Source organism: Streptomyces sp. NPDC043176 (assembly GCF_056436715.1).
In genome coordinates, this window is record NZ_JBWKCA010000030.1 from 29,194 (window position 1) to 42,178 (window position 12,985).

Annotated in this window: 5 protein-coding genes; 1 reads left to right on the plus strand and 4 read right to left on the minus strand. The window is 74.3% G+C overall.

Going from position 1 to position 12,985, the window contains the following annotated elements:
- Positions 1-6: 6 nt before the first annotated feature.
- Together AC067A_RS33295 and AC067A_RS33300 are read right to left on the minus strand one after the other, a co-directional pair.
- Positions 7-5,340: a trypsin-like peptidase domain-containing protein gene (locus AC067A_RS33295; RefSeq protein WP_479246772.1), complete on the minus strand. Its 5,334-nt coding sequence runs from the start codon at positions 5,338-5,340 to the stop codon at positions 7-9.
- 120 nt (positions 5,341-5,460) lie between these two features.
- Positions 5,461-6,363 (minus strand): DNA/RNA non-specific endonuclease, encoded by a 903-nt coding sequence (locus AC067A_RS33300; RefSeq protein ID WP_479246775.1) that lies wholly within the window; start codon positions 6,361-6,363, stop codon positions 5,461-5,463.
- Between the two features lie 106 nt (positions 6,364-6,469).
- Here AC067A_RS33300 and AC067A_RS33305 point away from each other — a divergent pair, with 106 nt between their 5' ends.
- The gene (locus AC067A_RS33305; protein WP_479246777.1) at positions 6,470-7,279 is read left to right on the plus strand and encodes a caspase family protein; all 810 of its coding nucleotides are present in this window, start codon (positions 6,470-6,472) and stop codon (positions 7,277-7,279) included.
- A gap of 265 nt (positions 7,280-7,544) precedes the next feature.
- Here the strand turns inward: AC067A_RS33305 and AC067A_RS33310 are convergent, their stop codons facing one another.
- Complete coding sequence (locus tag AC067A_RS33310; protein ID WP_479246779.1) at positions 7,545-10,424, minus strand: helix-turn-helix transcriptional regulator; 2,880 nt, start codon at positions 10,422-10,424, stop codon at positions 7,545-7,547.
- A gap of 225 nt (positions 10,425-10,649) precedes the next feature.
- Positions 10,650-12,347, minus strand: a complete 1,698-nt coding sequence (locus AC067A_RS33315; RefSeq protein ID WP_479246827.1) for a S8 family serine peptidase — start codon at positions 12,345-12,347, stop codon at positions 10,650-10,652.
- Between the last annotated feature and the right edge of the window lie 638 nt (positions 12,348-12,985).

Genomic DNA, 12,985 nt, shown 5'->3' on the forward strand with positions numbered 1-12,985 from the left:
GCTCCCTCACCTCGGCTTCCCGTTCGTGTGCTCTCCGGGGGCCGGCCGCCCCGACTGGGCCGCCATGACCTCCTCGTACAACTTCGGCCGGAACTCGCGGAGATGGGCCAGGATGCTGCTCATCTGCGTGCCGACGTTCACGAACCGGGTCTTCCCGCCCTGGAACTCGACCTCGTCGACCTTCCGCGTCCCGCGGTGCAGCCCCACCACCGTCCAGTCGTCGAGGCAGACCGGGGAACCGGAGGAGCCGCCCCGCGTGTCGGTGAAGTACAGGAGGTCGTGGTCGTCGGCCCGGTACACCAGGTTGTTGCGCAGCGCGACCCGCTTCGGAAGGCCCCCCGGGTGCTGGATGATGTTGACCGGTACGCGCTGCCGCTCCCGGACGAGCAGCGGCCGGGTCGCGACCTTCAGCGTCGGTCGCCCTTCCTCGTCGGGCGCGAGCCGCACGATGGCGTAGTCGAGTGCCTCGTCCCAGGCGGCGAGCTCCCCGGCCGTCGCCTCGGGGGCGGCTGCCGCGTTCTCGACGAAGTCGAAGCGGGAGCGCGACATCAGCGCCTGGAGCCGCAGGTCCTCGTCGCTCACGTAGGGCCGCACGCCCGCCTCCCACGAACGGGCCATCACCACGTGGTGGTTGGTGATCAGCAGCCCCGGTGCGAGCATCCACCCGGTGCCGCCGTGCGGATACGACGGGAGGAGCGGCGCCCCCGACTCGTACGGCGGGATCCGCAGCAGCGCGACGGACGCCCCGGCCCGGATGCCGCCCTGCAGGAACTCGTACGGCACGGTGTCGTCCTGGAGGACGATCTCCTCCTTCAGCTCCCCGGGCATCAGGTCGGCCGGCAGCTCCGCCTCGCCCGTGATCTCGCGCGCCACCGCGTCGAGCGCGCCCTGCAGGACGGCCCGCGGGCCCGGCTCGCGGACGTGCTCGATCGCGTTGTGCAGCCAGATCTCCAGCGGCACGAGACCGTCGAGCAGCCGCTCGACCTGGTTCATCGCGTTCAGGTCGGCATGCGCCTGCTCCAGGGGGTCGTCGATCGGTTCGAGGGTGGCGGTGAAGTATCCGGGGATGCCCCTGAGCAGCGCGGGCCGCAGGGCGCGGTCGGCCAGACCCGCCTCCATCACCGCGTTGCGGACCCGGACCAGCTCCGACTGCGCCAGGAACGGCACCTTGCGCAGCGCCGCGCCCGCCGCGTTCGGCGGCGGCCGCGTCCACAGGCCCGCGCCGCCGTACCGGGGGAGCGGCCCGGCCGGGGGACGCGGCTGCCCGCCGTCCGGCGCGCCGCCCTCGCCCGGGCCGTGCGGCCCCGAGTCCATCGCGGAGGCGACCCCGAGCAGCAGGTCACCGCTGCCGTCCCGCAGGGTCAGCGCCTGTCGGGCCACGGCGTCCAGGGTGCCGCGCCGCCGTGCCTCCCGCAGGTACCGCTCGATCCGTTCGAGGTCGGGACGGCCCGCGTCCGCGGGTGGATCGGCCTCGCCGGCCGCGGACGCCAGGATCCGGGCCAGCGGCCCGAGCAGCCCCGGCTCGTCGGTCAGGGTGGTGTCGATCCAGCGGGCGAGCTCCGTGATGACGGCCTCCTCGTCCGCCGGGAGCCCCACCAGCCTCAGCGTGTGCTCCAGGAGCCTGGGGTCCGCCCGGCAGGCCATGGCGGCCGCCGTACGGGCCAGGGACGGCTGCCGTGCCAGGTCCGCGTCCGGCATCCCCCGCAGGGTCCGGGCGAGCCGCTCCTCGGCCGGAGCGGAGTCCACGTCGGCCAGCGCCGCGAGCCGCGAACGGGCGACCAGGACGCCCAGGGACTCGTACCGCAGCCCGAGGCCCGCCGCCAGGTCCTCCGCCTCCTGGAGGTCGCGGTCGGCGTCCGCGAAGTCCCCCGCGTCCTGCGCGAGCCGCGCCGACAGCTGCAGCAGTTCGAGCTGGGTCTCCGCGCAGCCCGCCTCCTCCGCCCGGTCCACGGCCCGCTCGGCGCCCTCACGGGCCTCCGCCGACCGGCCGGACCGGGCGAGGGTCTCGGCCAGCAGCGCGTGCAGCCTGCTGCACGGCGTCCACGGTCGCCGCTCGGCCAGCCGCTGCGCCGCCGCCTCCACGTACCCCTGGGTGAGCAGGTCCTCCACCTCGCGCGCGGCGATCCGCTCCCAGTCCTCCTGGTCGGCCTCGGTCATGATCTGGTCGGGCACGTGGCCGCCGATCCGGCCGAGGAGGAACGCCGCCGAGCGGTGCGACATCTCCCGGTGCGTCGACCCGCCCAGGTACGGGGCCACGCCCGGTTCCCAACGCGCCTCCACCGTACGGGGGTTCTCGCCGAGCCGCAGCCGGTGGTAGATCTCCTCGGCGCGGGCCCCGGCGCCCTCGCGGGCCGCGTAGTAGGCGACCGCCCTGCCGTCCACGGTGCGCATCAGATCGGTCCGCGCCCGGTCCGAGAGACGCAGCATGATGGCCCGCAGATCGGCCCGGTGCCGGATGGCCCCCGGCCCGGCCGACTCCATCAGGTCGACGCGCGAGGTCAGCAGGCCGTAGAGCCGCCGCGCCTCCGCCGCGGTGTCCACCCGGAGCCCCGCGGGATCCGCCAGCACCTCACGGACCAGGTCGGGGGTGATGAACCGGAGCGCGAGACCGGCCTGGACGAGCGCCCTCACGTCGTCCTCCGCGATGTGCTTGAGAAGGCGGTCGTACAGCGTGCCCTGGATCAGCATCTGGTCGACCTGCCGGTCGAAGTACCGCCGCCGGGACGGCAGTCCGCGCAGCAGCTCGCCGAGCGAGCGGGAGTCGGTGCCGAGCGCGACCGCCGTACGGGCCGCCAGCCGCAGGCTCAGCGGATGACCGCCGATCCGGTCGGCGAGGTCCTCGGCGAGCGGCTCGTCGTCCACCCCCGACGACATCAGCAGGTCCACCGAAGCCCGGTGGTCCAGCTCGGTGAGCTCCATCGAGCGGGGGGTGAGGATCCGGGCCGGATGGTCGATCGGCGCGCGGCCGGAGACGATGTACCGCAGGCGCGAGTAGGCCGCGCGCAGCGCGGTCCAGATCGCCCACATGCGCGCGATGACGGGGGAGCCCCGGTACTGGGCCTCCTCGAAGGAGTCGAAGACGACGAGGAACGGCGGGGCCGTGCCGCCCGGGGGCGGCCGGACGGCCTCGGCGACCAGGGACGCGGCCCGGTGGGCGAGTTCCTGCTCACGGGCGCTGGCCCGGGCATGGAAGTCGGCGGAGTAGTCGCGGCCCATCGTGGCGCGCGTGCCGGCCAGCTGGTGCAGGTCGTCGAGTTCGTTGCGTTCGCCGCGCTGCACGGCCGCGGTCCGCTCGCACTCGTCCGCGAGCGCGTCGAACTCGGCGCGGAGCGCGGGATAGCGGACGCCCAGCTGGCGTGCCACCTCCGCGATCACGGTGGCCGGCTCGTGGATGGAGAGCGTCGGACGGGCGAAGTCGATGTACGCGAAGGGGAATCCGTCCGGTGAGGCGGCCAGCGCGTCGATGAGGAACTTGGCGAGCAGTGTGCTCTTGCCGATGCCGCCCACCCCGTACAGCAGCACGGGCGGCTCCGCCGGCTCCTCGGGCAGGGCCAGATAGGCGTGCAGGGAGTCGAGTTCGGCGGTGCGGCCGTGGAAGGTCCCCCGGATCAGCCGGTGCATCGGCTGGAGCAGCCGGGCCTTCTCCAGCCGGTGCTGGACGTCGTCGACGGCCGGCAGGCCGGTCACGCCCGGGACCCGGCTCAGCCACAGGACGGCCTGAAGGGTGTCGGAGAGCTCCTCGACCGGGTCCTGCACCGGGGGAGGGGGCAGGTCGTCGAGCGGATGGCCCGCCGCCTCCGCGTCGGGAGGGAGGCCGCCGGTGAGCAGGGCCAGGGCGGCGCGCTCCGGGCCGGGGCCCGCCGGGCGCAGGCCGATGTTGGTCCGCAGGACGCGCAGGGCGGCGAGCGGCCCCGCGAGGCCCGCCAGCGCCGCCTCGCGGACCTCCGGCTTGAGCGTCCACACCGTGGCCGGCGCGCCCTCGGGCGAGGGCAGGCCGGTGCAGTCGTCGACGAGTTCCAGGACGGCCCGCCCGGTGGACAGCTCCTCGTCCGGCAGGCGCAGCCGTGCCGGGTCGAACTCCTGGAGCAGGCAGGCGGCCTCGCGGTAGGACCTGCGCAGGTCGGGCAGGGCGGCGGCGGGCGCGGCGAGACCGGTGCGGAGCGCGTCACGGAGCAGTGGTCCGGCCGCCCCGGGCAGCGGTGCCGGGGCCGGTGGCAGCGCCCGGCGGAGCCGTACGACGTCCTCGACGGCCGTGCAGACCCGGCGCATGTAACTGTCGCCGTTCGAGGGCGCTTCGACGGCGCGGAGCACCTCGGCGACGGCCGTCTCGGTCAGCACGCCGACGGAGCCCTCCTGCCCCGGGGGCAGCGTGTCGCCGAAGAACTCGGTGAAGAAGGCGCGCAGATCGCCCTCGTCCACCAGGCGGGTCGTGTCCCGGCACTCGTTCTTGCGTATCTCGTAAGGGAGCTGGCGCATCGTCGTCGCGTAGCCGAGCAGGACGAGACGGGGCACGGTCTGGGCCCGCACCGGCGTGTACTCGTACACGGCCCGGGCGAGGACGCCGATGCAGTCCCACACGTCCGACTGCGGGTCCAGCCGGTCGCAGTCGTCCAGCACCAGCCAGAACCGGTCCTCGGCCGCGGTCGCGCGCGCGACGATCCGGTGCGCGGCGTCCTCGAAGCACGGCAGCGGATCGTTCAACCCCGTCGGGTTCGCCAGTACTTCGCCGGCCCCGGGCCCCGACACGAACGCCGCGAGCCGCTCCATCAGCCGCGCGGCCGTGGACGTGCGGGACAGCGTCACCCGCACCGGACGGAAGTCGCAGTGCTGGCCCAGGTGCCGGATGAACTCGTACGTGTACGACCGCCCGCTGTCCGGCGGACCGTCGACGACCAGCACCGTCTGCTCCGGATCGGCCAGGAAGCCCCGCAGCTTCTCCCGCAGTTCGCTCCGGTCCAGGAACACCTCCGTGCCGTGCTTCAGGAGCAGACTGTCGAACGGGTCCCGCGGCGACCGCCGCAGCCGCTCGTCCTCCCGCAGCCGGGTGAGCAGGTTGCGCGCCTCCGCGCCCTGCTCGAAGGCGTGCGGGTCGTCGATGGCCGCCAGCGCGTCGAGACCGGCGAGCACGGCCAGCAGCCGCCGCTGGTGCGCGATGTCCCGCCGGGCCGCCGCCACCACCAGCAGCGCGTTCCGGTCGGCGTCCGGCGTCAGCGGCAGGTAGTGCACGAAGTCCGCCGGCAGCCCGGCGCGCAGCAGCGTCTCCCGTGGCTCAGGGGTGTTCAGGAGATGGTCCCGCACCCAGCTGGCCACCAGCCCCCACTCCGTCTCGGTGAGCGGCATACCGCACCTGCCCGGCGCTCTTCGCGCAGCGCCGGTCGCTCCGGCGCCGGAGGTGATCCCTTTCATCGTTCCACCGCCCCGGACCACCCGCAATCGCTGCCCGGCGGGGCCGCGGCGTCGTCAGGCGTGCAGCACGACGTCGTCGTACGACTCCAGCCGCCGCCACCGTTCCTCGGGGCCGCGCGCCGGCGGCAGCACGTCCACGTCCGGCAGCGGGCCGAACTCCAGCTCGGTGATCTCCGCGACGTCCGAGACCGGCACCTGGTACGTGCGGAAGGGGCCCAGCGGCGGCGGCGCGCCGGCCTTCGCGCCCGCCAGGGCCCGCTCGGCGTCCCGGCTCAGATCGGGGCTCTGGTCCAGGACGTACGCGGCGGAGGCCAGTGCTCCGTCCTGCATGAAGGCGGCCACCTTCCAGAACCTCAGCGGCACCTGGATCCCCCGGTACGGCGGGTCGGAGTCGTGGAGCACCGGGCCGGTGAGGACCGTCAGCTTCCGGTCGTACTCGGCGGCGTGGTCGAGGAGGTAGTTCTCCAGCCCCTGCCAGAGCTGTTTCCCCTGGTTGAAGACATCGGCCTGCGGGGCGGCGTTGGTGAAGTGGAAGGTGTCGGTGTTGGCCCGGTGGGCGACGGCCGGAGCCCCCCAGACCGGGTCGAGCCGGCGGACCAGGTGACCCCGGTCGAGGCTGTTGTTCCGGTACACGTCGTCGCCCGCCTGGTGCTCCTCGGGCAGCCGCGGGTCGAACTCCCAGACGTCGTCCCGGGGGACGTTCTCCAGGAGCTCCCGCCCTTCGATGCACACGGCCGTCGAGGCCGCGAGCCGTCTGTCGGGGCGGAACACCACGGTGAAGTGCGTGTACGGCAGGAGCACGGTCGGGACCGACTCCCGCGTCGGGAGCGGCAGCGGGACGACGGGGCCGAGGAAGGCCTCGTCGTAGCCGGTGCGGTCGGCGAGGGCGGACCGGCCGACGCCGTCGCCGTCGACGACGGAACCGGACGGAGTGAGCGGAGGCTGCGAAGGGTTCATAGGATGGAAGTACCGCGTGGAGAGGGTCGTGATCGGCGTCGGGGCGCAGGGCCACCCGAACAGACGCTCCTCGGCATCTCCTCCGCATCTCACCTGGAGGCACCCCATGGCCACCGGACTCTCTGTGCACGTCGGACTGAACAGCGTCGACCCGGCCCGGTACGAGGGCTGGGAAGGGACGCTGGTCGCCTGCGAGAACGACGCCCACGACATGGCACGGCTCGCACGGGCCGGCGGATTCGAGACCACCACGCTGCTCACGCCCGAAGGGACGGTCGCCAACGTCACGGCCGTGCTGGGCGAGGCGGCCGCCCGGCTCGTGCCGGGTGACATCCTGTTCTTCAGCTACTCCGGACACGGCGGTCAGGTCCCCGACGAGTCCGGCACGGACGACGAACCGGACTCGCTCGACGAGACCCTCGTCCTGTACGACCGCCAGTTCCTCGACGACGAGGTCCAGCGGGCCTTCCGGGCCTTCGCCGACGGCGTGCGGATCGTCGCCTTCTTCGACTGCTGCCACAGCGGCAGCAGCATCGAGGTGCCCGGCGGCACGGACGAGGACATCCGCGGCCGGTACATGCCCGAGCCGCAGCAGCGGCAGCTCTACGAGCGCGACCGCGAGTTCCTCACGGAGCTGCGCGACTCGCTCGCGAAGTCCGCGGCCGCCGCCGGCCGGGGCCCCGACGCCCTCCTCCTCTCGGCGTGCCAGGACGACCAGGTCGCCGCCGACGGCGACGTCAACGGAGCCTTCACCGCCGCCGTGCTCAAGACCTGGGACGACGGCGCCTTCCAGGGCGGTTACCGAGAGTTCCACGCCGCCGTCCAGAGGGAGCTGCCCCGGAGGCAGCGCCCGAACCTCTACCTGACCGGCTCGCCCGACGAGACCTTCCTCGGCCAGCGGCCGTTCACGATCTGACGGCGTTCCACGGCCCCACCGGACCGGCCCCACCGGACCGAAGTCACCGGACCGGCCCGTCGCTCCGGGCACGGCGCACGGACACGCCGCTTCAGGCGCCGCGCTCCGAGCCCGGAGCGCCCGTCGGAAGCCGTGGCCCCGTAGCGGCCTCGGGGCATGCCCCGAGGCCGCTACGGGGCTGCCCTGGGGCGCGCCCTCTCACGGCCTGAGCGGGGTCCGAGGGTGGCCTCTCGCAGCCGCCGGGGCGTCCGTCGAGGCTGCCGTCTCACGGCCGCAGCGCCGTCGCCAGCTGTGCGCGGGAGCGGACGTCGAGCTTCTGGTAGATGCGGGTCAGCCGCGCCTCGACCGTCTTCACGCTGAGGTACAGCTTCGCCGCGGCCTCCTGGTTGCTGGCGCCCTGGCACACGAGCCGGGCGAGCCGCAGCTCACCCTCCGTCAGCGAGGACAGGGCGGGCAGCGCCTCCTCGGCGCCCGCGGCGGAACCGGGCCCGTCGCCCGCGCCGGCCGCCGGCGTCTCGCTCGCCAGCGCCAGCCACGGCGCCGCCCCGGCCCGCTCGAAGACCTCCGCCGCGGCCTGGAGGGCGCTCTGCGCCGCCGACCGGCGCCGCCTGCGCCGCTCCACCCGGGCCAGCGCGATCAGCGCCCGCCCGCGCTCCAGCGGCAGTGCCGCCCGGCCGAAACTGTCCGCCGTCCGGGTCAGCAGGTCCGCCGCCTCGTCCGTCCGCCCCTCCGCCGCCAGGCACAGGGCGTACGCCCGGTCGCAGCCGAGCAGGACCGTGGACCGGCCGAGGCGCTCGGCCACCGGCCGCACCTCCGCGAGGAGCGCCAAGGCCTCGTCCGCCGCGTCCTGGGCCAGCAGCGCCTCCGCCAGCTCCTCGTGCCAGCGCAGCATCGACGGGTCCACGGTCGACTGGGCGCGCTCGTCGGCCTGGACGCGCCGCAGCGTCTCCAGGGCGGCGGCCACGTCGCCGTTGATCAGCTGGACCCGGCCGAGCGCGTACCGGCTGCGGGAGAGGAAGACCCGGTCGCCCTCCTCCTCCGAGGCCTGGACGCTGCGGCGCGCGTAGCTGGCGGCCCGGGCGAAACTGCCGCCCGCCGTCTCCGCGAGCGCGAGGGCGTACCAGGCGGGGCCGGGGGAGAGGCCGGCCTCCAGGGTGAGCGCGAGCGACTGCCCGGCGTGGGCCAGCGCCGCCCCGCACGGGCCGATCCGGGACTCGATCTCGGCGAGCGTGCTGAGCAGCTCGATGGCGTCCTCGACGGAGCCGCGCCGCTGCACCAGCGGGAGCAGGGCGCCCAGTTCGTCACGGGCCTCCGTGAGGCGCCCGTCGAACAGGGCGTGACGGATCGTCAGGATCTGGGCGGCGTTGCGGATCCCCAGCGGGCGCTCGGCCAGTTCCAGGGCGCGGGCCTGGGCGAGCACGGCCTCCGCGTCCGGTGAGCCGAGGGCCCGCTCCATCCGCGCCTGGACGGTCAGCGCCTGCGCCGCCGTGCGGGGGTCGCCCATCGAGGCGGCCAGCGCGGCGGATTCGACCGCCGCCGTCCGCGAGCGCTCCGGATCGCCGTCCGCCAGTACGTACTTGACGGCGAGCCGCAGCTGCACAGCGGCCCGCAGCGCGGTGTTCCCCTCCGAGTCCTCCATGGCGTGCACGTACATCTCGTCGAGGCCGGTCAGCCCCTGGCCGGCCGTGTCGAGCACGGCGAGCCGCGCCCGCACCCGGTCGGCGGGCACGGCGTCGCGGGCGAGCAGGTCGGTGGCGGCCCGCATCGCGAGGTCGGCGCGGGCCGCGCGGGCGGCCTCCTCGGCGGCGTCGACGAGCCGCGCGAGCCGCTTGCCGCCGTGCCGACCGGGTGTCGACTCGGCGGCCAGCAGCGCGAGTTCGGCGGCGAGCGCGCTGTTGCCGCGTCGCCGGGCGACCTCGGCGGCGGCCGCGACCTCGGCGGCGAGCTCCTCGTCCGGGCAGTCGGTGGCCAGCGCCCGGTGGCGCACCGCCTCGACGGGGTCGTCCACGACCTCGGCGAGGGCCGCGTGTCCGGCGCTCCGTTCGGCCCAGCAGGCGTCGTGCACGAGCGTGGAGGGCAGCAGTCCGGCGGTGAACCGGACCGACCCGTCCTCGGCCAGCGACACCAGGCCGGCCCGCTCGGCCGCCGCGAGGTCCGCCTCCGCGTTGGGCCGCCCGGCCCGGCGGACCAGGGTCGCCGAGGGGCGCAGCGCCAGCGCGGCGAGCAGCAGCGTCTCGCGTACGGCGGCGGGCGCGGAGCCCAGCAGTTGGCGGGCGAGGTCGCGGGCCCGGCCGGACAGGGTCAGGGCCTCGGCGTGGTGCACGGGGGTCCGCGCGTCGGCGAGGGACCGCCCGACGGCGAGCGCGAGGCGCGGATTGCCGCCGCTGGCCCGGTGGATGCGGCCGGCCATCCGGGAGGGGAGCCGGTGGTGGATGAGGAGTTCGGCGATCTCGTCGGCGGCCAGCGGCGGGACGAGCAGCACGTCGGCCTCGGACGGCACCCACAGGTGCGTGGCGTGCGGGTCCTCGGAGCGGTACGGCTCGCGGTAGGGCTCGTAGGCCTCGCCGTACGGCTCCGGGGTCTCCACGGCCACCACGCGCAGCGCCGGGGGTGCCAGGTGGAGGGCGAACCGCAGCAGGTCGGCGCTGTCCGCGTCGACGTGCTGCACCCCGTCGACGACGAGCAGGACGGGGCCGTGGCAGGTCAGGGTGCGCAGGATGCGGGCGATGCCGAGGCGCAGCGCGATGGGGTCCCAGCCGCCCGCTTCGATCGGTGCCTCGCGGCACAGCATGGCGACGGCGGTGCGCTGCGGACCGGGCAGTTCGTCGAAGACGCCGGACGCGAGGATCCCGGGGACGGGTACCGCGGGCCCGGGCGTCGCGGAGGTGACCGTCGCGGCGACGGAGGCGACGAGCGCGGCGGCCGCGGCGCCGGGTATGTCCCGGTCGGAGGGCAGGGGCGCCAGCCACAGCACGGTCTCGCCGCGCGCCTCGGCGCGGCCGGCCTCGGCCAGGGCGAGTTCGGTCTTGCCCACGCCGGCGGGGCCGGTGAGCAGGGCGCGGCCGCGTGCGTGGAGGGCGCGTTCGAGCCGGCCGAGGAGTTCCTCGCGCCCCACCGGGGCAGCGCGGTGCGGTGCTGTCGTCACTGTCCACCACCTCCGGCCCTCGGGTCCCGGCCCATGAGCCCCGTGCGCAGAGGATACGGAGCCCGGGGGGAGAGTCCAGGCCCTCTGTCCGGCATACGGACAGAGGGCTCTGCCGCGACGCGCTCGCCCCACGCCAGAACGCGCCCGTGGTATAGACCACGAGCGCGTCGCTGACCAGCAAGGATGCTGTTGTGGGGGGTGGTTCAGTGGTGTGTCACCGGTGGATCAGAAGGTGAGGCTCCACGAGTCGATGTAGCCGGTGTCACCCGAGGCCACATCGCGGACCTGGAGCTTCCAGGTGCCGTTGGCGACCTCGCTCGACGCGTCGACCGTGTACGTGGTCAGGACGTTGTCGGCGCTGTCCGAGGAGGAGGACGCCTTCAGATTGCGCACCGTGCCGTCGGGGGCGATCAGGTCGATGACCAGGTCCCCGCGCCAGGTGTGCTTGATGTCCACGCCGACCTTGAGGGCGGCGGGGGCGTTGCCGGTGCGGCCGGTGACGGCGATCGAGGACGACACGGTGGTGTTGTCGGAGATCGTCACGTCGGTCGCGTTGGTGAAGACGTTGCCGCTCGGCGGGGTGGTGCCGAGGACCGCGTCGACGGACTTCGCGGTGTCGGCGATGCCGGTGCCGCAGCCGCCGGTGCAGGTGCCGGGCAGCGGCCGGGCGTTGGTCTTGATCGCGGACTCGATCTCGGCCGGGGTGAGGGTGCTCTTGGCCGACTTCAGGAGGGCGGCCAGGCCGGCGATGTGCGGGGCCGCCATCGAGGTGCCCTGGTAGGGCTTGTAGTTCTCGGTCGACTGGGTCGTCGTGCCCGAGTTCAGCGTGGAGTAGATGCCGTTCTCGGGGGTGGTGACGGTACCCGGGGTGTCGGTCGAGCGGCGGGTCTCGCCGCCGGGTGCGGACACGTCCACGATGGTGCCGTAGTTGGAGTAGTACGACCGGTTGCCCTCACGGCTGGTCGACGCCACGGTGATGACGCCGGAGCAGTTCGCGGGGGTGAAGCCGGAGGCGTTGGCGTTGCTGTTGCCCGCGGCGACGACGACGGTGGTACCGCGCGAGACGGCGCCGCTGATGGCGGTCTGGTAGACGCTCGGGCAGGTGGAGCTGGCCCCGCCCAGGCTCAGGTTGATGACCTTCGCCGGGTTCGCGTTGGCCGGGACGCCCGGCACGGTGCCGCCGGAGGCCCAGGTGATGGCGTCGGCGATGTCGGAGGACGAACCACCGCACTTGCCGAGCACGCGCACGGGCTGGATCTTCGCGTTGTACGCGATGCCCGCGATGCCCTTGGTGTTGTTCGTGGTCGCGGCGATGGTGCCGGCCACGTGGGTGCCGTGCCAGGAGGAGTTGGAGGCCTTGGAGCCGGTGCCGCACTCGCCGTCGGTGGCGTTCCAGTCGCCCTCGTCCTTCGCGTCCGCGTCGCGGCCGTTGCCGTCGCGGGCGTCGGCGGACGTGGAGATGAAGTCGTAACCGGCGACGACGTTGGACGCCAGGTCGGTGTGGGCGGCGTAGCCGGTGTCGATGACGGCGACGGTGACGCCGGAGCCGGTCGTCTTGTCCCAGGCCGCGGGAACGTTCATGCCGCCGGTGGCCTCGAAGAGGTCCCACTGCTTGGCGTAGTCGGTGTCGTTCGGGGTGACCGCCATCGCGTAGGCGCGGATGTCGGGCTCGACCGAGGCGACGGACGGGTCGGCGCGGAAGGCGTCCATGACCTCCGTCACGTCCTGCTTGGTCGCGCTGTCGCCCAGGTCGACCAGGGCGCCACCGCCGGCGAGGCGGCGCTCGAAGGAGAGCTTCTCGCCCGTCTTCGCGGCCTTCTCGGCCGTGTCGCTCTTCGCGGCGGTGTTGGAACCGGCCTCGGCGGCCTGGCTCTTGTAGGTCACGATGACCTTCTCGACGGGGGCGCTGGGGAGCGCCCGCATCGTCTGCGAAGCCGGAGCCGGCTTCGGGGTGGCAGCGCTCGGGACGGCGGCGATCGCCCCGGTCGTGGCAGCGGCGCCGAGGATCGCGGCGCTCGCGACCACGGATATGACTCTCCGCCTGGAACCGTTCAAGGTGTGGCCCTTTCGAGTACGACGTAACTGCGGAGCAGTGGCGGCGGCGCGGGTCACACGGGGCGAAGTGGGGTCGCGTCCGAGGTTCCCTGGGCTTGGGGGGCCCGTGCGCCGCCACCGGCGCGACGGCCCGGGTCAAGGCCGTCACCGGCGGACATCACCCTCCGCATGCACCTGTCAGGGTGCGGTGGGGGGATGATATCTGCCGGTGCGGAGGACAGTAGGGAACGGGTGGGTGAACCCGATACGGGGAAAACCCTTGTCACCCCTCACGGGGCTGCGGGGGTGCGGTGAGGGGAGGCGGCCCGGCTTCCGGCGGGGCAGGGTGCGCGGTCGGCCCGGTGGTTCGCGCGCCGACGTGACCGGACAACGGAACCGCTGATTCCGGAGTGCCGCCGCCCCGAACGATACGGCCTTCCTTCCAGGGGCTCGACGGCGGGGTCGCCCCCTCATTCGGAGGGCCCTGGAGGGCGGGAGCCCTCTTTCCGGTGTGGCGGGGCCGGTTG

What these genes read in the sequence shown, in the direction of transcription:
- AC067A_RS33295 (WP_479246772.1), bottom strand. Translation starts at nt 5,340, where the DNA reads ATGCCGCTCACCGAGACGGAGTGGGGGCTGGTGGCCAGCTGGGTGCGG.
- AC067A_RS33300 (WP_479246775.1), bottom strand. Translation starts at nt 6,363, where the DNA reads ATGAACCCTTCGCAGCCTCCGCTCACTCCGTCCGGTTCCGTCGTCGAC.
- AC067A_RS33305 (WP_479246777.1), top strand. Translation starts at nt 6,470, where the DNA reads ATGGCCACCGGACTCTCTGTGCACGTCGGACTGAACAGCGTCGACCCG.
- AC067A_RS33315 (WP_479246827.1), bottom strand. Translation starts at nt 12,347, where the DNA reads ATGCGGGCGCTCCCCAGCGCCCCCGTCGAGAAGGTCATCGTGACCTAC.